This is a genomic window from Microcystis wesenbergii NRERC-220, assembly GCF_032027425.1.
In the GTDB taxonomy this organism is placed as follows: domain Bacteria; phylum Cyanobacteriota; class Cyanobacteriia; order Cyanobacteriales; family Microcystaceae; genus Microcystis; species Microcystis wesenbergii_A.
Window position 1 is genome coordinate 4587267 of record NZ_JAVSJA010000001.1, and the last position, 20597, is coordinate 4607863.

General features: G+C 41.1%; 22 protein-coding genes and 1 riboswitch. Of the genes, 18 read left to right on the forward strand and 4 right to left on the reverse strand.

Annotation, left to right across the window (positions count from 1 at the left end; genetic code table 11):
- The first annotated feature begins 16 nt into the window (after window positions 1-16).
- Complete coding sequence (locus tag RAM70_RS22330; protein WP_287999658.1) at window positions 17-1198, forward strand: serine hydrolase; 1182 nt, start codon at window positions 17-19, stop codon at window positions 1196-1198.
- Between the two features lie 237 nt (window positions 1199-1435).
- Here the strand turns inward: RAM70_RS22330 and RAM70_RS22335 are convergent, their stop codons facing one another.
- Window positions 1436-1702 (reverse strand): glutaredoxin family protein, encoded by a 267-nt coding sequence (locus RAM70_RS22335; protein WP_002750529.1) that lies wholly within the window; start codon window positions 1700-1702, stop codon window positions 1436-1438.
- 8 nt (window positions 1703-1710) lie between these two features.
- Here RAM70_RS22335 and RAM70_RS22340 point away from each other — a divergent pair, with 8 nt between their 5' ends.
- The 6 genes from RAM70_RS22340 (at window position 1711) to RAM70_RS22365 (ending at window position 8453) form a co-directional block, all read left to right on the forward strand.
- Complete coding sequence (locus RAM70_RS22340) at window positions 1711-1950, forward strand: hypothetical protein (protein ID WP_287998445.1); 240 nt, start codon at window positions 1711-1713, stop codon at window positions 1948-1950.
- A 623-nt stretch (window positions 1951-2573) separates the two neighbouring features.
- Window positions 2574-3278 carry a Uma2 family endonuclease gene (locus RAM70_RS22345; protein WP_312675668.1) on the forward strand — a complete coding sequence of 235 codons (705 nt, stop codon included), beginning with the start codon at window positions 2574-2576 and terminating at the stop codon, window positions 3276-3278.
- A gap of 171 nt (window positions 3279-3449) precedes the next feature.
- Entirely contained in the window at window positions 3450-5168 is a 1719-nt protein-coding gene (locus RAM70_RS22350) for an ABC1 kinase family protein (RefSeq protein WP_312675670.1), read from the forward strand.
- Between the two features lie 36 nt (window positions 5169-5204).
- Window positions 5205-5582: a hypothetical protein gene (locus tag RAM70_RS22355; RefSeq protein ID WP_045360581.1), complete on the forward strand. Its 378-nt coding sequence runs from the start codon at window positions 5205-5207 to the stop codon at window positions 5580-5582.
- Between the two features lie 349 nt (window positions 5583-5931).
- Entirely contained in the window at window positions 5932-7269 is a 1338-nt protein-coding gene (locus RAM70_RS22360; protein WP_312675672.1) for an anthranilate synthase component I, read from the forward strand.
- A gap of 218 nt (window positions 7270-7487) precedes the next feature.
- Window positions 7488-8453: a permease gene (locus RAM70_RS22365; protein WP_045360577.1), complete on the forward strand. Its 966-nt coding sequence runs from the start codon at window positions 7488-7490 to the stop codon at window positions 8451-8453.
- 391 nt (window positions 8454-8844) lie between these two features.
- Here RAM70_RS22365 and RAM70_RS22370 read toward each other — a convergent pair whose 3' ends face one another.
- Both RAM70_RS22370 and RAM70_RS22375 read right to left on the reverse strand, forming a co-directional pair.
- Window positions 8845-9099 (reverse strand): type II toxin-antitoxin system RelE family toxin, encoded by a 255-nt coding sequence (locus RAM70_RS22370; RefSeq protein ID WP_002760924.1) that lies wholly within the window; start codon window positions 9097-9099, stop codon window positions 8845-8847.
- Window positions 9096-9305, reverse strand: a complete 210-nt coding sequence (locus RAM70_RS22375) for a DUF2281 domain-containing protein (RefSeq protein WP_312675964.1) — start codon at window positions 9303-9305, stop codon at window positions 9096-9098. Before RAM70_RS22375 ends, RAM70_RS22370 begins: the two co-directional genes overlap by 4 nt.
- A 500-nt stretch (window positions 9306-9805) precedes the next feature.
- A riboswitch (guanidine-I (ykkC/yxkD leader) is annotated at window positions 9806-9939 on the forward strand.
- A gap of 68 nt (window positions 9940-10007) precedes the next feature.
- Here RAM70_RS22375 and RAM70_RS22380 point away from each other — a divergent pair.
- The 11 genes from RAM70_RS22380 (at window position 10008) to RAM70_RS22430 (ending at window position 19926) form a co-directional block, all read left to right on the forward strand.
- On the forward strand, window positions 10008-11186 hold the full coding sequence (locus RAM70_RS22380; protein ID WP_045360572.1) for an agmatinase family protein: 1179 nt from the start codon (window positions 10008-10010) through the stop codon (window positions 11184-11186).
- 6 nt (window positions 11187-11192) lie between these two features.
- Window positions 11193-11549, forward strand: a complete 357-nt coding sequence (gene hypA / locus RAM70_RS22385; RefSeq protein ID WP_002731704.1) for a hydrogenase maturation nickel metallochaperone HypA — start codon at window positions 11193-11195, stop codon at window positions 11547-11549.
- Window positions 11550-11607: 58 nt separating this feature from the next.
- A complete protein-coding gene (gene hypB, locus RAM70_RS22390) occupies window positions 11608-12297 on the forward strand; it encodes a hydrogenase nickel incorporation protein HypB (RefSeq protein ID WP_312675676.1) in 690 nt (229 codons plus the stop codon).
- Window positions 12298-12360: 63 nt separating this feature from the next.
- Window positions 12361-13401: an ABC transporter substrate-binding protein gene (locus RAM70_RS22395; RefSeq protein WP_312675677.1), complete on the forward strand. Its 1041-nt coding sequence runs from the start codon at window positions 12361-12363 to the stop codon at window positions 13399-13401.
- Between the two features lie 218 nt (window positions 13402-13619).
- A complete protein-coding gene (locus RAM70_RS22400; protein WP_312675678.1) occupies window positions 13620-14435 on the forward strand; it encodes an ABC transporter permease in 816 nt (271 codons plus the stop codon).
- A gap of 70 nt (window positions 14436-14505) precedes the next feature.
- Window positions 14506-15264 carry an ABC transporter ATP-binding protein gene (locus RAM70_RS22405; protein ID WP_312675680.1) on the forward strand — a complete coding sequence of 253 codons (759 nt, stop codon included), beginning with the start codon at window positions 14506-14508 and terminating at the stop codon, window positions 15262-15264.
- A 521-nt stretch (window positions 15265-15785) separates the two neighbouring features.
- Window positions 15786-16748 (forward strand): orange carotenoid-binding protein, encoded by a 963-nt coding sequence (locus RAM70_RS22410; protein WP_012265170.1) that lies wholly within the window; start codon window positions 15786-15788, stop codon window positions 16746-16748.
- Between the two features lie 229 nt (window positions 16749-16977).
- Entirely contained in the window at window positions 16978-17304 is a 327-nt protein-coding gene (gene frp / locus RAM70_RS22415) for a fluorescence recovery protein (protein WP_002746320.1), read from the forward strand.
- A 167-nt stretch (window positions 17305-17471) separates the two neighbouring features.
- Window positions 17472-17987: an alpha/beta hydrolase gene (locus RAM70_RS22420; RefSeq protein WP_045360563.1), complete on the forward strand. Its 516-nt coding sequence runs from the start codon at window positions 17472-17474 to the stop codon at window positions 17985-17987.
- Window positions 17988-18205: 218 nt separating this feature from the next.
- Window positions 18206-19120: a DNA adenine methylase gene (locus tag RAM70_RS22425; RefSeq protein WP_045360561.1), complete on the forward strand. Its 915-nt coding sequence runs from the start codon at window positions 18206-18208 to the stop codon at window positions 19118-19120.
- A 29-nt stretch (window positions 19121-19149) separates the two neighbouring features.
- Window positions 19150-19926: a type II restriction enzyme gene (locus RAM70_RS22430; protein ID WP_045360646.1), complete on the forward strand. Its 777-nt coding sequence runs from the start codon at window positions 19150-19152 to the stop codon at window positions 19924-19926.
- Window positions 19927-20376: 450 nt separating this feature from the next.
- On the opposite strand, the gene RAM70_RS22445 is transcribed toward RAM70_RS22430, so the two are convergent.
- Complete coding sequence (locus RAM70_RS22445) at window positions 20377-20535, reverse strand: hypothetical protein (RefSeq protein WP_190357825.1); 159 nt, start codon at window positions 20533-20535, stop codon at window positions 20377-20379.
- Window positions 20536-20597: the final 62 nt, after the last annotated feature.

Genomic DNA, 20597 nt, shown 5'->3' on the forward strand with positions numbered 1-20597 from the left:
ACCCTTGAGGAAAACCGTGACTCGTCAAGTAACTCGTCGTCCCACTAAAGTCCAATCTGGTCCTGGGTCCCCTAGGTCCCTGGACTCAAACAATAAAAAAAGGCCTGTACCAGTTAAAAAGTCGAAAAAACAACGTAAACCTAACCTAATCGCTTCTTTTCTCCTTCAGGTTCTTCGCTTCTCTATCCTTGGTGTCGGTTTAGGTGCGATCGCTGGTACGGTTTTAACGGTGGTGGATCCGAGCAAATTACCCCTACACCCAAAACCCACCGCTACTAATTCCCCGACTCCCAAACCCGTCACCCCAAAACCTACCACCTTAGTTTTAAACGAAAATCTGAGCAGCCTCAACCAGAAATTACAGGCTTTAGCGGTCAAATATCCGAAATTACAGGCGGGAGCTTTATTTATTGACCTCGATAACGGTGCTTACGCTAATTTTCGCGGAGATACTATTTTTGCCGCCGCTAGTACGATTAAAATCCCGATTCTGGTGGCCTTTTTTGAGGATGTGGACGCGGGGAAAATTCGTCTCGATGAAACCCTTGTGGCCACTAAGGATGTCCTGGCCAGTGGGTCCGGGGATATGCAGTATCTGGGAGTGAATAAAACCTATACTGCCCTAGAAACCGCCACTAAAATGAACGTAATTAGCGATAATACCGCTACTAATATGTTAATCAAGCGCATGGGCGGCAAAGAGGCTCTTAATCAGCGTTTTCAAGCTTGGGGTTTGACCAGTACGGTAATTAATAACGCTTTACCTGACTTGGAAGGAACCAATACCACAAGTCCGAGAGATTTGGTGACAATCTTAGGAAAAGTTAATCAAGGGGAATTACTCAGTTTACGTTCCCGCGATCGTCTATTGAATATTATGCAGGAAACGCGCACTCGCACCCTGCTGCCGCAAGGTATCGAGAAAGCCGCCGATATTGCCCATAAAACCGGTGATATTGGCTCGATGTTAGCGGATGCGGGGATTATTGATATGCCCAACGGCAAACGCTATCTAGGGGCAGTGATGGTGAAACGTCCCCACAATGATAGCAACGCTAGGACTCTGATTCAACAAATATCGCGCACGGCCTACCAACACTTTAAATGGTATCAAACTCAACCCGCAGCCAAACCGCAACCGGTCGCCCAGTCTTCTCCCTCTCCTAGTCCGGTCGTTATTCCTAGTCCGGGTAATTAGGGTTTGCGGCAAAAAGTTTTTCGTGGGGGTAGGGTGTGGGGTGTGGGGTGTGGGGTGTGGGGTGTGGGGTGTGGGGTTTTACCCATTTTCAGGTGGTCAATTACCTAATTTTCAGGGAAAAAGTCCAGGAATTTTGCCCCCGATCCCCGCAATGGCTGGCACTTTTTGAGGGAAAAAAAGTCTAAAAGTCTTATCCAACAAGGTTTTTAGATTTATTAAGCAAACCCTAATTAGCTCCTAGGTTAAATTATTGGCTAAAAGACGGGCTAATTGTTCGGCATTTGCCCGGGGGGAAAGACGAGGGAGGATTTTTTCCCCCGTGGCTAGTTTTTGACAGAGGACGGGGATTTCGTACTGATAAGCGTTAAACCAATCCTCTCGACTGGTAATGTCCCTAATTTCTAACTGCCACTCCGGTTGACGGATTTTTTCTAGTTTCTCTAGTAACCCTTCGCAAAGATGACAGTCCGGTTTACTGTATAAAATTAGTTCTATGGTAGTCATAAATATTTATGTTCATTACCTCCACGATTAGTCTCTCATCAACAATTCTACAAACTCCCACACCCACACCGACTTTAAATAATAATTTAGTTAATTCAGGTACTCAAGATCTAGTCTATATCGGTGTGTTTCTTCTGGCAATTACCCTAGTCATGGTTATTGGTATTATCAATCAAAAAATTGAATACGCTCTCATTTTTGCCGCCACTCTCACTATTATTTTAATTGCTTTCCTCTGGTTTTTATAAGTCCTTCAACTAAGGGAATTGAGGGCAAATCCCCCTTAATAAAGATTAACGGCTCTCGTTGATTTACCTTCACCGAATTGTTAAGTAATTCGAGTTCAGACTTGACAAAAATCTCCCTAGGACCGAGCGGAAGATTAAGGAGTGCATCTCACATTTGCAGAAATACCGACAATTAGCAATTATCAGTGACTATTAAATTGGTACAAAAATATGAACAATCGCGTGTAAGCATCTCACCGAAAAACTAATGCGCGGTAGTGGATTGTTTCAGCTAATTTGGTGTATTAGAAAAATGCTATAAATTCTATAATCTAAGACTTTAAGCCGAAATCTATTGCCCTATTTTAGTTGAAACAGTCCAGTAGGGTTGATTCATGAATCAACCCTACTATGAATCAACCCTACCCCGTTGGGGGGTAGAACCCTCCAAAAGCTTGGATTTAGTGATAAAACCGAAAGTAACGCCCGATTTTAGGAGAAAGTTTCCCCTTAAAAATCGCAACTTAGTCGATTTACAAAAATGAGATGCGCCCCAAGCAAAACAATCAGACTTATAATATAATTGTATTGATTGTGGCTTGTTGCTAGAATCACCCCAAATTGACTCAATGGGTTTATAAACGATGACAACCCTAGATATTGCTACCGATATTGTCTGTCCTCCCACCGATTTATGGAGTGATGAACCACCCTTGGAAAGTGATCTGCATTTACAACAAATTATTTTATTATTATCTTGTCTTGATTGGCTCTGGCAAGATAGAAACGATTACTATGCCTCGGGCAATTTGACTATTTATTATAACGAAAGGCAATTGAAACAGCGAGATTTTTGTGGACCAGATTTTTTCGTGGTTTTAGATACAGAGAAACGTACCAGGAAAAGTTGGGTTGTCTGGGGAGAAGGGGGTAAATATCCCAATCTAATCATCGAAATTCTCTCCGATTCCACCGCTAATGTGGACAGAAAAGCCAAAAAGGAACTATATCAGCATACTTTCCGGACTCCTGAATATTTTTTGTTTGATCCTAATACTTTAGAATGGCAAGGATTCACTTTAATCGAGGGACAATACCAACCGATTACCCCCAATGAAAACGGTTATTTATGGAGTAAGCAACTAGGATTATATTTAGGGATTTTTGCCAATAAATTGCGCTATTTCACCGAATCGGGTGAATTGGTTCCCACCCCTCAAGAGTCGGCCCGACAGGAAAGATTAGCCAAAGAACAGGAAAGATTAGCCAAAGAAAGAGAACAACAACGGGCGGAAAAATTAGCCCAAAAGCTGCGAGAATTGGGCATTAATCCCGATGAAATTGCTTAAATATCCGATTGGGGGTGTTAGGGCAGCCCAACTCACCCCAGCAGTCTAGTTATAAATACTTATAATTTCTCAGGGAATTATAACAATTATTAAATAATGTGTAGTTTTGTATACTGATGTCAGGAACTTAGATACAATGTCAAGTGGCGTAAGATATATAGAGATTAGCTAGTGAGTCGGCATCAAGACAGTCAAACTGACCGGAAACGAGAAGAAACACAGTTCACTCCTTACAGTGCAGAAGCGATCGCTCAAGAATACCGTTACAAACCTTGGCAATTGTTCGGTCGCGCTTTCGTGATTATTTGGTCTTTAGGATTATTTCTGCTCAGTCTCCTCTGGGACAAATGGACAAAGCAAGAAGAAGCCAATAAATACAGGCGTGCCAGCGAACTTAGGCAAATTCTCACCCGTTTGGGTCCCACCTTCATCAAAGTCGGTCAAGCTCTCTCTACCCGTCCCGACCTCGTTCGCAGAGACTTTTTAGACGAATTAGTTAAACTGCAAGACCAACTTCCCCCCTTCGATAACGACATTGCTTTTGCCATTATCGAGACAGAATTGGGGATGCCTGTAGAAAAAGCCTATCGAGAAATATCCCCCACCCCGGTAGCTGCCGCTAGTTTAGGCCAGGTTTACAAAGCGATACTCCCCACCGGTGAAGAAGTAGCCGTTAAAGTGCAACGGCCCGGGCTGCGGGCGCTTTTAAGCCTCGATTTATACCTAATGCGCTGGGCCGCCCAAAAATTCGGTCGTTTATTACCCCTCAATCTCGGCCACGACCTCACCCTGATTGTCGATGAATTCGGCACCAAACTCTTTGAGGAAATCGACTATCAAAACGAAGGTCGCAACGCTGAAAAATTCGCCACCAACTTCCAAAATAACCCCGAAGTTAAAGTTCCCAGTATCTACTGGCGTTATAGTGGTCGCCGCGTCCTCACCCTGGAATGGATTGATGGCTATAAACTCACCGATACCGAGAACATCAAAGCTTTAGGATTAGACCCCAATAATATCGTTAAAATCGGCGTAACCTCTGGATTACAGCAACTCCTCGAACACGGCTTTTTCCACGCTGATCCCCACCCGGGTAATCTTTTCGCCACTTTTGATGGTCGCATGGCCTATATCGATTTTGGCATGATGGACCAGTTAGAGGAGGAAACTAAAGAAACCCTCGCCAGTTGCGTCGTCGATTTAATTAACAAAGACTACGAAAACCTAGCCAGCAACTTTGTCAAACTGGGATTTTTAACCCCAGAAACCGATATAAAACCCATTATTCCCGCCCTAGAACGAGTTTTAGGCAATGCCATCGGTCAAAGGGTCGGTGACTTCAATTTCCGCACCATTACCGATGATTTCTCCGAATTGATGTACGAGTATCCCTTCCGGATTCCCGCCAAATTCGCCCTGATTATTCGTTCCCTCGTCACCCAAGAAGGGGCAGCCCTCACCCTCGATCCTAACTTCAAAATCGTCCAAGTGGCCTATCCCTACGTCGCTAAACGTCTCCTGACCGGGGAATCGCCCCAACTGCGCCGACGTTTATTGGATGTGCTGTTCAAAGACGGTAAATTCCAGTGGCAACGCCTAGAAAACATGATTACAATGGCTCGATCGGAAAGTAACTTCGATTTACTGCCCACCGCGCAATTAGGCATCACTTTTCTTCTCTCGGAAGAAGGTCGTTATCTGCGTCGTCAATTGCTATTAGCTTTAACGGAAGATGACCGTCTCCATACTGCCGAAGTGCAACGTCTCTGGGGTTTAATTCAAGGAGAATTGCAACCGCGGCGACTCTTGGATGTGGCCATGAGCGCTTTTCGGGAATTATCGTCCCAAGGTGTGGCCGCTGTCCTTCCGCGAGAAACCAGTTCGCGTTAGAGTGTTTAAGGTCAACATCGGTTAATCACTTTTTCTATGGATTATTATTTTCTGCCCCAACCGCCCTATTTTCTGGTTGTTGCCGGTTTGTTTATCGGTATTACCTGCGGGGCCGCTTTTGAAGCTAGTCTCAAGCAAGTGGTTAACAATTGGTATAAAAATAAGGGTTCAGACGATCAAAATCTTTTAAAATCCAGTTCCTTACAAATTCCTTTTATTGGTATTTGTATCGGAATCTGTCTTTTCCTCGCCTCGGGATTAGATATATTTATTCTCAATGGTTGGGTTGCCTACGCTATCTCTCTCCCGATGACTATCTTTATCGGTGGTTTGGTTTGGAGTCAGTTAGGGGAATTATTAGGCCAATTACAGCGCGGCGGTTCTAAAGAAATTGACCTCGATTATCGGGGATAATTACGAGGCAGCAAACATTTAGGACGAAGAGAATAGGTGTTAGCAGATAGGAAAGATCAACTCCCCCACAACTAACACCAAAACCCTAGTTAGGGTTGGCTGAATAAATCTAAAAACCTTGTTGGATAAGGTCTTTAGACTTTTTTTCCCTCAAAAAGTGCCGACCATTGGAGTGATTGGGGGGAAAATTCCGGGACTTTTTCCCTGAAAATTAGGTAATTGACCACCTGAAAATGGGTAAAACCCCACACCCCACACCCCACACCCTACACCCTACCCCCACGAAAAACTTTTTGCCGCAAACCCTAGTTATACCCAATTTCCCAGCTATTTTGGCCCGCGATTTTAGATGCAAAAACCTTTAGCATGGCATTGGCGATCGCTTCCTCTGCATCAGCGCACTGGTTCCGAGGTTTTTGCTTGCTTATTCTCCCAAGATGCGATCGCTACTTTACTAGAAAGTCCCTATCCGGGTAATTCCCTCTCCCGTTACTCTCTTTGTGCTGGTTCCCCGCGTCAGCTTTGGACCCCCGCACTGGGCGAAATTTTGCCCTTTTTAAGCAGTTTACTCCCCCAAACTCGATCGGATGTGCTTCCCGACCATCTTCCCTTCCATGGCGGTTGGTTGGGGTGGTTAGGCTACGATTTAGCTTGGGAAATAGAAAAATTACCCGACAGGAAAGCTGATACTCTCCCTTTTCCCGTCGCTTATTGGTATGAACCAGATAGTTTTGCCCTTCTCGATCACCAAGCACAAATTCTCTGGTTAGCTGCCACTAAACCCGAAGATTTAGATAAATACGAACAATCTTTAACCACTAACCCTGATTTTGAGTTGATCGATCCTCATCCCTCTCCCTTAATCTTTTATACTTCTCAACTCGACTACGAAAAAGCTGTTAAAAAAGCCTTAGATTATATCAGAAAAGGTGATATTTTTCAAGCAAATTTATCCCTAAGATTTCAAAGCACAACTAGGGCAAAAGGATGGCAAATTTATCGCAGTTTACAACAGATTAACCCTTCTCCTTTTGCCAGTTATTGGCGCACCCCTTGGGGAGAAATGATTAGTTGTTCTCCCGAAAGATTGGTAAAATTAGAAAGGGGAATAGCCAGCACTAGACCGATCGCTGGAACTCGTCCCCGGGGTAAAACCGAGGCACTCGATCGACAATTGGCCGAGGAACTATTAACGAATAAAAAAGAACGGGCCGAGCATATTATGCTAGTGGATCTAGAACGTAATGATCTGGGTAGAGTTTGTGAATGGGGATCGGTTGATGTGGATGAATTACTGACGATCGAGCGTTATAGTCATGTTATGCACTTGGTCAGTAATGTTCAAGGAAAATTAGATAAAAAGTATCATGCTATTGATTTAATTAAAGCTCTTTTCCCCGGCGGAACAATTACCGGTTGTCCGAAAGTTCGTTGTCTAGAAATTATCGAAGAATTGGAACCGGTGCGACGCAATTTATTCTATGGTTCCTGTGGCTATATTGACCTACGGGGTCATTTAGATTTGAATATTCTCATCCGTACCCTATTAATGACTACTCAAGGGAATTTAAACACCGTTTGGGGACAGGTGGGAGCGGGAATAGTTGCCGATAGCGATCCCGAAAAAGAATGGTTAGAATCCCTTCATAAAGCTGAGGCACAATTAATCGCTTTACGTTCTTTTTAATTTTTGATTTCAACAAACTAACCTATTGTTGCATCTAAAACCGATCTTTTTAAGTACCTAAGCAAAATTAATTACACATATCTAACTACCTCTTGCATGAGTGCCTTTTGCATGAGTGCCTTTTGCCTATCCTAACCAAGAAATTAATTTGGCACGACTACTTACTTTTTACCTTATCTGCTATTTTGTAGGATAGCTTCCGATCTTGAACCCTATTCATGAATCAAATTTCTATCGCTGTTACTTTTTTTCTTAGTTTAGTCTTGACCTCGCTTCCCTTTTTACTTTTGGGGGCAGCCGTTTCCAGTTTTTTGCTGGTTTTCGTCAATAAACAGCGATTAGCGGCGATATTTCCCCGTAATCGACTGTTAGGAGCGATCGTTGGCAGTACAATCGGATTAATCTTACCCGTCGGACAATACGGCACGATTCCCGTCGCTAGAAGATTTTTATTAGAGGGAGTACCCCCAGGGGTGGTGTTTAGCTTTCTCACCGCTGCACCTACCCTAAATATCGTCACTCTTTGGCTAACTTGGCAGACTTTCACCTATTCTAGTATTTTTTTCTATCGATCGCTTTCGGTCTGGTTAATGGCAATTTTTATCGGCACTCTCTTTAGTTTCTATCGGGAAAAACCCCGCACAGATAGCGAAATTCCCCTAGAATCGAGTTTAGTTCTTTCCGGTAGTTTTTTACCGGAGGAAGCAGCCAGTCAACCCCTGCAAAGAGTCGGCAGTCTTGTTTATGAGTATAAAACTAGAGATAGGCAAGCTTGGCCAATTTCTCTGCAGTTATTTCTCGATAACTTTATCGATGAAGCACTGGAATTAGGGGGATTATTAATCATTGGCTGTGCGATCGCTAGTGTCTTTCAGCTATTATTACCTCAGAGTCAATTAATTGCCTGGGGGAATACTCCCGTTACTCAAATTCTCGTGCAGTTGTTTTTTGGTTTCACCCTCGCTGTTAATGCCAGTCTTAGCACTTTTGTCCCCGGTTCTTTAATTACTAATCTGTCCGTGGGTTCCACTCTAGCTTTTTTACTGGTCGCTTCCCTCATTGATATTAAAGCTTTTATCCTCCTCCTATCAGCTTTCCGTCCTAAAATCGTCCTTTATTTCGGAATTTTATGCCTGTTAATGAGTTTTTTAGTGGCTCTGATCCTCAGTTTTTATCTAGGTTGAATTTCTTCTGGGTCAGAAAAATTTTCTCTTGACAAAAGCCCCTTGACATGATATTATATTCATAATGGAAAATCCGTGCGCCTACAAGCCCTATTTTCCCAAGCATTTAAACTCTAACTCATCTTGCCCATCTAAAAATCCCCTCTACCTTTAATTCTGCTTGCCGGAGTTGCGACAACATAGTTTTATAGTTCTCCATAATTGTTTGGGTATAGGGATGATTTTCCCCTAATACTTGGGTAACAATCTTAATCGCTTCTCGATAGAGAGGTTCTGCTTTGCTTAAGATTTGGGAACTCCATAAAGATGATGATCCTGTTGATTAGCAATATCTATAGGCAACCCAACCTACGTTCATCTTATATTGAATTACACCCACCTACTGAGAGGTTCAATAAGCATCTTTTCGATGAATACTACTCAATATGATAATCAGCATTTCTTGATCTTGAATTTTGTAAATGATGCGATAATCCCCTATTCTAATTCGGTAGGTGTCATCATATCCTTTGAGTTTCTTGACTCCGCTAGGACGAGGTGTATCGGTAAGTAGTCTAATGGCAGTAATTAAGCGTTCGCGTTGTTGTTTGGGTAAGTTGTTTAGTTGTTTTTGAACTGGTTTCGGAATAATAACTCTGTAGTTCATGCTTGAGTTTCCTCATATTCTTCGAGGGTTAGATAGTCTCCTGCTTGATAAGCTGATTCAGAAGCGATTATGTTAGCTTGCTCTTCTTCTGTAATTTCTATTGCAGTATGTCGTTCTTTGATAAAGAGCAAAAAGTCAAGTAATTCAGTCAAAAGGGTGTCAGGTGTCTGCTCGATTTCTTTAATTAGTTGTTCTTTGAGTGTCATAGCTTTATCAGTCATCAGTCATCAGTTATCAGTTATCAGTGAGCAGTAATCAGTTATCAGCGATTAATTCAATCATAGTCCATCATTCAATCATTCCAATCATAGTCGATGATTGGTGGTGGGTTACTGGACTAGGTAATAGGTGTAGGGGTAATTCATGAATTACCCCTACAATCGGCTAGGTTTTTCTGGATGTTGTCAAATTTTCTCTTGACAAAAGCCCCTTGACATGATATTATATTCATAATGGAAAATCCGTGCGCCTGCGAACCCTATTTTCCCAAGCATTTAAACTCTATCTTGATTCTGCTTGCCGGAGTTGCCAGAATATACTCCTATAATTCTCCATAAGGTTGACCTGGAATAGTCTTCTGATAATATATCCAAAAGTCCCTATAATATCAAATCCGTCGCTTTTTATTGAAGTTATCTAAAGCGGGAAAAATCCCTTTTATGTAGTCTGTGATACTGTTTTTTGGATTGAGATCGTCTAATGTCAAGAAAATTGCTTCTAGGGTTCCGATTTAAGCGTCCTTAAATGTCAGGTCCGAGAGGAGCAAGCTAGTCTTAAATGAGCGGATCAAAAACTTTTCCGTCTAAGCTGGCTACACGGCGGGATAAAAGCCCGGGAGACTTTAAGGATAACTGTTTTGAGGCAGTGTCTTTGAAGACTCCCGGGTTATTGTATTTTGAGGTGAAATGATGTCCGAGGAATCTACTTTTCAACCCCCGCATTTAACCGAAGCTCAACAGGCCCTAGAAAAAGAACGCCATTTGCCCCTAACCGGTTGGCAACAGGAAGTTTCTCAGGGGTTAACCTACGGTTTAGAGGCGGCCGATAGTATTCGCGATCGCAGTATTCCCACCTTTTCCAGGGGTGAGTTACCCCACTATGCGGGAATTAACACCTTTATGAAGGCCCCCTATTTGGAAGATGTGCGGAATGTGGGCAATTATGATGTGGCAATCGTGGGTGTTCCCCATGATTCGGGGACAACTTACCGACCCGGAACTCGTTTTGGTCCCCAGGGAATTCGGCGGATTTCGGCCCTTTATACGCCCTACAATTTTGAATTAGGAGTAGATCTGCGGGAACAAATTACTCTCTGTGATCTGGGGGATATTTTCACCATTCCTGCTAATAATGAAAAGTCCTTCGATCAAATCTCTAAGGGGGTTGCCCATGTCTTTAGTTCCGGCGCCTTGCCGATTATTTTAGGGGGTGATCATTCCATTGGTTTTCCGACAGTGCGGGGTATTTGTCGGCATTTAGGGGATAAAAAAGTCGGTATTATTCACTTTGATCGCCATGTGGATACCCAGGAAACGGATTTAGATGAACGGATGCACACTTGCCCCTGGTTTCATGCCACCAATATGAAAAATGCTCCTGCTAAAAATCTCGTCCAATTAGGGATTGGTGGTTGGCAAGTTCCCCGTCAAGGTGTTAAAGTTTGCCGCGAGCGGGCCACTAATATTTTGACCGTCACCGACATTGTGGAACGAGGCATTGATGCGGCCGCCGAATTTGCCTTAGAACGAGCTTTAGATGGTACGGATTGCGTTTGGATTAGTTTCGATATTGATTGCATTGATGCCGGTTTTGTCCCCGGTACAGGTTGGCCAGAACCTGGCGGTTTATTACCCCGTGAAGCCTTAGCTTTATTAGGTAAAATTATCCAAAAAGCTCCCATTTGTGGTATGGAAGTGGTGGAAGTTTCCCCTCCCTACGATATTAGTGATATGACCTCTTTGATGGCTACCCGTGTTATTTGTGATGCCATGGCCCATCTGGTTATTTCAGGTCAATTACCGCGTAAAGAAAAGCCCTATTATATTCATCCTCAAGCCAATCTGGCCGTTGACGAACCTTGGCAGTAATTTCCTATGCACGAAACTGATATGACTAAGGCATTAATTATGACAGTTCGAGATTGGTATGATAGCCAACCTGAAAAGCTCAAAATTGAAAAAATTCATCTCATGGTTGGTGAATTTACCTGTGTTGAACCGGTCAGTTTACAATTTGCCTTTGAAGTTCAAACTGCCAATACTTTTCTTGCTGGCGTGGAATTAGCCATTAAAAATATTCCCCTAATTGCTTATTGTCATTGCTGCCAAAAGGATTATAAACCCCAAATTGGCCAGCAATATTCCTGCCCAACTTGTCGATCACCGATGGAGGATATTCGTTCAGGTCGAGAGTTAAAAATTGACCACATTGAATATTCTTTAGATTCTTAAACAAAGTTCGGCGATCGCTTCTACAAGTTCGATGATCAATTATTCATTCTCAACTAAAATGCACCAAACTTTTGACGCGGCCCTAGAAATTAATCTACTTCATGCCAATCAAGCAGGAGCCGATCACAACCGGGAACATTTTGACGAGTGGGGCATTACCTGTTTAAACCTGATGAGTAGTCCCGGTGCGGGTAAAACTGTATTATTGGAAAAAACCCTCGCAGCCTTAAAAGATCAATTAAAAATGGCTGTTATTGAAGGCGATATGACTACAGAACTAGATGCAGAGCGCCTGAGACAATATGGAGTTCCGGTAATTGCCATTAATACGGGTCGCTCCTGTCACTTAGATTCCAAAATGGTAGCCGGGGGAATTCATCGTTTCCAAGAAGATTATAACCCCAAAGAGTTTGATTTATTGTTGGTGGAAAATGTGGGAAATTTAGTTTGTCCCGCCGAATTTGAGGTAGGGGAACACGCTAAAGTTGCTCTATTAAGTATTACTGAAGGAGAAGATAAACCCCTCAAATATCCAATTATGTTTCAAGAAGCGGATTGTCTGATTATTACCAAATTAGATCTGGCTCCTTATTTAGAGATTGATTTAAAACGTTTAGAAGCAAATGTTCGCTCCATGAATCCCGATGTAAAGATTATTGCTCTTTCTGCTCAAACAGGAGAAGGTTTAGAAGACTGGTTAAATTGGCTAAAAAGCCAAGTCAATAGGCCGAGGTTCTTGAATTGTTAATCAGTAACAGTTTTTGAGATTTATTTCTGTTTTACTATCTGTCATCTCTAAAGGCTATTACCTATGAAACGGCGCAATTTTTTCTCCTTACCTCTCGTTTTTTTTAGTAGCTTACTCCTGACCGTTAGTTGCAATCAAGCTCCTCAGCAAACCCCCAATGCAAGTAGTTCTCTGAGTAATACTGCCCCCATTGTCATTGGTTATAGTAACTGGGCCGGTTGGTGGCCCTGGGCGATCGCTGAAGAAGAGGGATTATTTGCTAAAAATGGGGCTAATGTTCAAATGAAATGGTTTGATGGTTATCTTGAATCCTTACAAGCTTTGGCCGCCGGACAATTAGATGGAAATAGTCAAACTCTCAACGATACAATCGCTTTTGCAGGAGATGCAGTGAATGGTCAAGTTGCTGTTTTAGTCAATGATAATTCGTCAGGAAATGATAAAATTATTGTCACAGAAGAGATTAAAACTATTCAAGATTTAAAAGGCAAAAAAGTTGCAGTCGAAGAAGGCGTTGTCGGTGACTTTCTCCTCAGTTTAGCCCTAGAAAAAGAGGGAATGAGCCGTAAAGATGTGCAAATTGTCCCCATGGAAACAGGGGCTGCTGCTGCCGCTTTTGCATCGGGAAAAGTAGATGCAGTTGGTGCTTTTCCACCTTTTTGGTCAACAGCCCTTAAAAGAAAAGGTTCTAAAGAATTAATTAGTTCTAAAGCTTTTCCCGGTGCTATTCCCGATTTATTAGTTGTCAGTGCCAAATTGGTAAAAGAAAAACCAGAACAGGTTCAGGCTCTCGTAAAAACCTGGTTTGATGTCCGAGAGTTTATGGCTAAAAATCCCCAAAAAGCCGATGAGATTATGGCCAAGCGTGCCGGCATTAGCCCAGAGGAATTGGACTTATATAAAGAGGGAACGAAGTTTTTCACCTTAGAAGAAAACTTAGAAGCCTTTAGTCCGGGGAAAACCATGAAAAATATGCCCTTTGCCGCTCAAAAAATGGCTGATTTTATGAGGGAAGTTGGCTTTATTAAAAAAGTCCCCGATCTAACAACCATTTTCGATGCCCAATTTGTCAAGGCGTTGGCAAATCAAGACAAAAAATCCTAATTAGTCCCTCGAGCATTATCTACAAGATTGATTAGGGAGATAAGTTGACTTCAAGAATTGTTTGATAAGTACCTAAGAAAAATTAATTACACATATCTAACTACCTCTTGCCTTTTGCCTCTTGCCTTTTGCCTATCCTAACCAAGAAATTAATTTTGCACGACTACTTAACTGGGTGATATTGGCTATCAAAATTATTCTTTTCTTTTAAAAATCCCATGACCACAACACCTAAAACGCTTCCTCAAAGCACTTTTTGGCGGATTACCGAGGATATTCCCGAATCCCTCAAATGGACTTTAATGGTTTCCTCTATTATTGTCCCGCTGATTTTATGGTTACTAATCTCTAGTTTTGCGGGCATTGAATCCGTATTTTTGCCTTCTCCTTTAGCCGTTATTCAGGCCTTAGGAAAATTGGCAGAACAGGGCTTTTTAATTCAAGATACTATTACCAGTTTTTTACGAGTAGTTGGGGGCTTTTTTTTGGGAGGATTGTTTGCTATTCCCCTGGGGATTTTAATGGGAACTTTTCCGAGTATTCGTAGTTTAATGGAACCGATCATTGGCGTTGTACGTTATATGCCCGCTCCTGCTTTTATTCCCCTATTGGTTATTTATTTGGGTATTGGAGAAATGTCAAAAATTATGCTGATTTTTATCGGGACAATTTTCTTTAATACCCTGATGATTATGGATGCAGTTAAGTTCATTCCCCGTGAATTGATCGAAGTAACTTATACCCTTGGAGGAACGCGAAAACAGGTTTTATTTAAAGTGATTACTCCCTATATTATTCCTAATATTATTGATACTTTTCGCGTTAATATGGCGGCCGCCTGGAATTTGGTAGTGGTGGCGGAATTGGTGGCGGCCGATAATGGCTTAGGCAAACGCATTTTATTAGCCCAGAAATTTCTGAGAACCGATGAAATTTTTGCCTGTTTAATTGTCCTGGGAATTATTGGCTTTGCCCTAGATTTAAGTTTTCGTTTGTTTTTGCAGTGGACTTGTAAATGGTCAATTACTCGTTAACTTAAAAACTCAATAACAGAGTTTATTCTGTCACCAGTAAAGTTATTTTAATGATAAGAGAAGAACCTTAATGCACTTAGAAATTACTCAACTCAATAAAATTTTCATCACTAAACGAGGTGCTGTGGTCGCTCTGAAAGATATTAATTTACACGTTGAAAGTGCTGAATTTGTCTGTGCGGTCGGGGCCTCTGGTTCGGGAAAATCGACTTTGTTGCGAATGATTGCGGGTTTAGAGCTGCCCACTTCCGGCAAAATTACCGTTGATGGTGTTGAAGTGACAGGGCCAGGAGCCGATCGCGGCATGGTTTTTCAAAATTATACACTCTATCCCTGGATGACGATCCAAAAAAATGTTGAATTTGGCTTAAAACTACAGGGATTATCGACAAAAGAATGCTGGGAAGTGGCCTGTTATTATCTGGATATTGTCGGTTTAACCCAATTCGCTAATGCTTACCCTAGAGAACTATCGGGTGGGATGAAACAACGGGTAGCGATCGCCCGCTCTCTTGCCTGTCATCCCAAAGTTTTATTAATGGACGAACCCTTTGCAGCTTTAGATGTACAAACCAAAGAAAGAATGCACGAATATTTAATTGAAATTTGGCAAAAAATTAGGTGTAGTATTTTAATGATTACCCATGATGTGGATGAAGCGGTTTTTTTGGCTCAACGTATTTATGTTTTGAGTGCTAGGCCGGGGACTATACAACGGGAATTAACAATTAATTTACCCGTAGATCGTAATCATAAAATTAAACGACAAGCTCAGTTTTATGACTATACGGATGAAATTTACGGCCTGCTACGGGGTGAGAAATGCTAGAAAAAACTAGGGATCATCAAGAGTAGTCCTGGGTTGAAAACGAGTTAGAGCAGCAAAAATCATCCTTTAGAGATACTTTCGGTTATCTAGCATCGCCAAACAGCGATCGCTCGCTGCTGCCGCAAACCCTAAATAGGGTTTGCTGAATAAATCTAAAAAGCTTGTTGGATAAGGTTTTTAGGCTTTTTTGACCTCAAAAAGTGCCTAGCATTGGAGTGATCGGGGGTAAAATTCCTGGACTTTTTCCCTGAAAATTAGGTAATTGACCACCTGAAAATGAGTAAAACCCCACACCCCACACCCCACACCCCACACCCTGCCACCACCGAAAAACTTTTTCAGCAGACCCTAAATAAGTGATGGAACAGTTGTTCAACCATTAAGATTTAGTGATAATCCCGGGCAAGTGTGATCTAAAGTACAGCTTTTTTTGGGAAAGTTTCTCCATCGGTGCTGCCTTGGGGCGCAAATATGATAGAATGAGAGTAAATTGATACAAAACTTTACTTCAAGGTGAATCTATGCCGTTTACGATCGAATCAGCGCGGAGCATTTTCCCCAACACGCTATCAGCGGATGTGGTTCCCGCCACGATTGCGCGTTTCAATCAGCTGAATACCGAAGATCAACTAGCCTTGATTTGGTTTGCCTACCTAGAAATGGGCAAAACCATCACCGTTGCCGCCCCCGGCGCTGCTAGTATGGTGTTTGCCGAAAAAACCATGAATGAAATTCGGCAGATGTCACCCTTGCAACAATCGCAGGTGATGTGCGACTTAGCCAACCATGCTGACACCCCGATTTGTCGTACCTACGGCACTTGGTCTGCTAATATCAAACTGGGATTCTGGTATCAATTAGGACAATGGATGGAAGATGGCAGTGTTGCCCCAATTCCCAAGGGTTATCAACTATCCGCTAATGCTAGTGCCGTTTTAGACGGGATTAAAAAATTAGAGTCGGGACAACAAATCACCGTTCTGCGGAATTGTGTGGTCGATATGGGCTATGATCCCAAGAAACTGGGCGATTATAACCGTATTTCCGAACCCGTGGTTCCTCCCCAAAATATTGCCGAACGGACCAAAGTTAGCATTGAAGGCGTTACCAATGCCACCGTCCTCAACTATATGGACAACCTCAACGCTAATGACTTTGATGTATTAATTGAATTATTCACCCCTGACGGCGCTCTGCAACCACCTTTCCAACGTCCCATCGTCGGTAAAGAGGCAGTATATCGCTTTTTCCGGGAAGAATGCCAAAATTTGAAATTAATCCCCGAATGCGGCGTAGTGGAACCCGCCGATGACGGTTTTACTCAGATTAAAGTGACGGGAAAAGTACAAACCCCCTGGTTTGGTGCAGGTGTGGGTATGAATATGGCATGGCGCTTCCTCCTAACTCCTGATAATAAAATTTTCTTCGTAGCGATCGATTTATTAGCTTCTCCGAAAGAATTATTAAACTTTGCCCGTGGCTAAATAGCTACTGAGAGAAATCATTAAAAATTCTGATGAAACTTATTAGAGTTCCTTGTCAAGTGAACTCTTTTTTTTCTACAATTAAAAGGCTGACTTAAAAAAATTGGTAAATACACCGGTTTCTTCTCCGATCTAGGTAAGAATAACTAAACATCATTCTTAACAGGTGTCGGCGAAAAGAGTCGAGGTAGTTCAAAAACCAAAAATTATCATCCCTAAAACTAAAATCATGCCTATGAGTGAAATAATTTGGTCAGATACCGAACAAGAAATTGCTCAAACTGCTTTCCAAAAAGCCTATCAGCGAGAAACTAGCACTTTAATAGAACATATTAAAGAACAGTCTGGTCAGATCACGGTTTTAGATGATATCTGGCAAATGCACGATTATCTAAGCGCCCGACGACATCAGATTGATGGTAAATATGACTATCGCTATACTTCCCTAATTTTTGTCTTTGCTCAACTATTAAAGGAAGGATGGTTAAAGCTAGAGGATCTCAACGGTTTGGAAAAAGATAAACTAGCGAAAATCGCTGCCCTCTCGCGAATGTAAATTAATGATTAGCATTAAGCTATCAGCTTTCTGCTCCTAGTTGGGTGACTAAAAAATTCATCTCTAGATAATCAACCCCGTCTTAAGTTTTTCCTAAGCGGCAACCAATCCCGCTAGAATGAGTCAATCATCCCGATCGCTTATCGCTTGTTTTGCACCTTTGGTTTATGTTCAAAAATCTTTTACTTCCCCTAGGAATATCTATCTTTCTCGGTGTTTGTCAGTCTTTGTCAGCCGCCGAATCAGCTATCATCAAATACTACATCTTCCAAGGGTCCGTATCGGTATCAGAATTAAAGCAATTGAGCGAAACAGGCGAATTAGCTCCCGCTTTAGCGGCACAATTAAAGATGGCTAACCAAAAACCCGAAGAATTCCGCAAAATCCTTAATCGTCGGGTAGCGGTGGATGCCGTCTTTCTTTCCAAATTTCTTAATAGTTTTTTTGGCGAAAGTTTGCTAGACTATGCCGCCGAAATTGTCCACACCCCCAATCGAGCCGCTAGTCGGCAAGCTTTACGCGGTTCCCTAGTCACTTCTGCCCTCAACGATAACGAGATTCAAATCATCGAAGTCCTCGACAATTATCCCACCAGCGAGGTTCATCTGGATGGCAATCGTCTGCTGGATTTAATCAACCAAATTGAATCAGTATTGAAAAAAATGCCCCGTTTACCTTTCTGATATCTAATAGATAAGTAGGTAGGTGTTAAAAATTGTCCGATACCCCCCTTATTAAGGGGGGCAGGGGGGATCAAACCCAAAATCTATCTTCAATTTAATTATAATCAGTTACTTATATTGGATATTCAGATGCGTTAGCCCAGCGTAACGCATTCTCTGATCAGGTTTTCATGAATTGCGCTGTAAATTGAATAAATTAGGATAATCTGGTAGGAATAATGACCACTTCTTTGTCTCGAAGGAAAACAGTTAGCGGCAAACCTTTTTTAAAGTGGGCGGGAGGCAAAACTCAACTGGTTCCCAATATTCTATCTTTGATTAATTCCCAGATTTCTCAAGATTGTCAGTTTAACTACATTGAACCTTTTGTCGGAGGTGGGGCGGTTTTATTCTCAATCTTAAATAATTTTTATCCTGTCCAAAAAGTTATTATTAATGACATCAATCCTGATTTAATCATGGCTTATAATGTTATTAAAAATAATGTCAAAGAATTAATAGTCAAGCTAAAAAAAATTCAGCAGGATTTTTATGAACTTAAAAATCTAGAGGAACAACAAAAGTTTTTTTTGGATAAAAGAATAGAATTTAATTCTCGCAGCTGCGATGACGATATAGAAAAAACAGTTTTGTTATTATTTCTCAATAAAACTTGTTTTAATGGACTTTATAGAGTCAATAGCAAAGGACTTTTTAATGTCCCTTTTGGAAAATATGTCAAACCATTGATCTGCAATGAAGAAAACTTATTAGCTGTCAACCATCATTTACAGAAAGTGACGATCCTACAAGGGGATTTTGTCCAAACCCTAAATTATGCCAATAACAAGACTTTATTTTATTTTGATCCTCCCTATAAACCGATTAAAAAAACATCAGCTTTTACCTCTTATACTAAAGAAGATTTTAACGATGAGGAGCAAATACGATTAAAACAATTTATTGATCGAGTGGATCAGGCTGGTTATAAATTTATTTTAAGCAATTCCGACGTTAAAAACTTTGACTCTGACAACAATTTTTTTGATGATTTATATAAAAATTATAATATTCAACGGGTAAAAGCCCGACGAAATATCAATTCCCAGGGCAATAATAGGGGAGAAATCTGGGAATTACTGATCAATAATTGACAAAAATTAAGCCTAACAGAAAAGAGGACATGAATAAAAATATTTCTTCAAGAGATCGAGGGTGGCAAGCTGTATTCGATAGATATAACTTGCACGATTATGATTTTTGTAATCATCCTTATTTTATTAAGGCTGAACAGATTAAGGCAGCCACAAAACATTTTGAAACTACAGGGGAAAGAGAAGTAAGAATTTTATGTAAACAAGATACAAGAGAAAGCCGTCCAGAAGTTTTTAAAAAGCTAGGATTGTTTATTTTACCAGTCAAGAATGGAGAGTATGTGATATTAAAGGGCGAGGGTTATGTTGATATTCCTATCATAGAAACACCCATACAAAATTATCAAACTTTATTAGATTTTCAATTAGAAACTTCTTTGATAGGTGATTCAGAAATGCAACATCTGGACTTCGCTTACGCATCGAGTCTAATTCGTCACTTTATCAAAGATAATAGCCTAGTATTAACCATTCGTGGTAGAAAATATACCCCTGAATTTACACTAAAAATTAATGATCATGTTCTTAAAATTAAAGGTGTACAAACAGAGGTGGATGCAGGATATGAAGGCAAGAACCAAATTGTCCTGATTGAAGCCAAAAACTTAAGTATAGACAATGTAATTATCAGACAGTTATATTATCCATCTAGACAATGGCAACTGCATACTAAAAAGAAAATTGTTACACTATTTTTTGCTAAGAAATCAAATATATATTATTTATGGAAATTCGAGTTTGAAAATCCAGACAATTATAATAGTATTAAGCTGGTGGACTCAGCGAGATTTGAAATCATAAGCTAAATTTATCGTAGTTCTCATATCAGTTAGACGCAATTAACTCATTGTTGATTAAGCGGATCAGAATCTAGAATGTCTCTCATGAGAACCCTAGAATAAATCGACCATTTTGATCTGCAAAAAATGCCTCGTTTACCCTTGTAATAACATTTTTCAAAACCTGTAGCATACTTATAGAAAAGATAATTAAATCGTCAGCAAGTAATCTTAATTTAGCCTCAATTTTGCTTTTTAAATCGGGTCGGCTTTTAATGATTATCTTAAAAGCTCGTTTAAAGGATGAGCTTAGAATTAATTTAGTCATTGTTTAATTCTGCGATAATATCATCAATGTTTCCCCGAAAGACTTTCCCTTGTTGGTAGTATTGACGCACTTGATGGATATTTTGGGCGATTTCTTCTCGTCTTTTTTCAATTTGTCTATATCGAATAATACTGATTAAATCATCTTGTTCATAGGGAAATTGTTTCCTCGATCGCTTCTTTTGGTAGTCCTCGACGAATATCAGCTAAAGGTTTTAAGCTTTCTTTGACTTCTTCAATGGTTTCTCCTTGACCATTTGCACTTGGGATTTCAGGACAATGCGGGAGGCATTTTTGCGAGGGATTCATGGTTGAAAACCTCCCGATCCTTCTCTTAGTTTAGAGCAGCGGGTTGAACAGTTAGAGAAAAC

Bases quoted from the DNA above. Each gene is read 5' to 3' on its own strand.
- RAM70_RS22335 (WP_002750529.1), bottom strand. From the start codon at position 1,702: ATGACTACCATAGAACTAATTTTATACAGTAAACCGGACTGTCATCTT.
- RAM70_RS22340 (WP_287998445.1), top strand. From the start codon at position 1,711: ATGTTCATTACCTCCACGATTAGTCTCTCATCAACAATTCTACAAACT.
- RAM70_RS22345 (WP_312675668.1), top strand. From the start codon at position 2,574: ATGACAACCCTAGATATTGCTACCGATATTGTCTGTCCTCCCACCGAT.
- RAM70_RS22355 (WP_045360581.1), top strand. From the start codon at position 5,205: ATGGATTATTATTTTCTGCCCCAACCGCCCTATTTTCTGGTTGTTGCC.
- RAM70_RS22360 (WP_312675672.1), top strand. From the start codon at position 5,932: ATGCAAAAACCTTTAGCATGGCATTGGCGATCGCTTCCTCTGCATCAG.
- RAM70_RS22365 (WP_045360577.1), top strand. From the start codon at position 7,488: ATGAATCAAATTTCTATCGCTGTTACTTTTTTTCTTAGTTTAGTCTTG.
- RAM70_RS22370 (WP_002760924.1), bottom strand. From the start codon at position 9,099: ATGAACTACAGAGTTATTATTCCGAAACCAGTTCAAAAACAACTAAAC.
- RAM70_RS22375 (WP_312675964.1), bottom strand. From the start codon at position 9,305: ATGACACTCAAAGAACAACTAATTAAAGAAATCGAGCAGACACCTGAC.
- RAM70_RS22380 (WP_045360572.1), top strand. From the start codon at position 10,008: ATGTCCGAGGAATCTACTTTTCAACCCCCGCATTTAACCGAAGCTCAA.
- hypA (WP_002731704.1), top strand. From the start codon at position 11,193: ATGCACGAAACTGATATGACTAAGGCATTAATTATGACAGTTCGAGAT.
- hypB (WP_312675676.1), top strand. From the start codon at position 11,608: ATGCACCAAACTTTTGACGCGGCCCTAGAAATTAATCTACTTCATGCC.
- RAM70_RS22395 (WP_312675677.1), top strand. From the start codon at position 12,361: ATGAAACGGCGCAATTTTTTCTCCTTACCTCTCGTTTTTTTTAGTAGC.
- RAM70_RS22400 (WP_312675678.1), top strand. From the start codon at position 13,620: ATGACCACAACACCTAAAACGCTTCCTCAAAGCACTTTTTGGCGGATT.
- RAM70_RS22405 (WP_312675680.1), top strand. From the start codon at position 14,506: ATGCACTTAGAAATTACTCAACTCAATAAAATTTTCATCACTAAACGA.
- RAM70_RS22410 (WP_012265170.1), top strand. From the start codon at position 15,786: ATGCCGTTTACGATCGAATCAGCGCGGAGCATTTTCCCCAACACGCTA.
- frp (WP_002746320.1), top strand. From the start codon at position 16,978: ATGCCTATGAGTGAAATAATTTGGTCAGATACCGAACAAGAAATTGCT.
- RAM70_RS22420 (WP_045360563.1), top strand. From the start codon at position 17,472: ATGTTCAAAAATCTTTTACTTCCCCTAGGAATATCTATCTTTCTCGGT.
- RAM70_RS22425 (WP_045360561.1), top strand. From the start codon at position 18,206: ATGACCACTTCTTTGTCTCGAAGGAAAACAGTTAGCGGCAAACCTTTT.
- RAM70_RS22430 (WP_045360646.1), top strand. From the start codon at position 19,150: ATGAATAAAAATATTTCTTCAAGAGATCGAGGGTGGCAAGCTGTATTC.
- RAM70_RS22445 (WP_190357825.1), bottom strand. From the start codon at position 20,535: ATGAATCCCTCGCAAAAATGCCTCCCGCATTGTCCTGAAATCCCAAGT.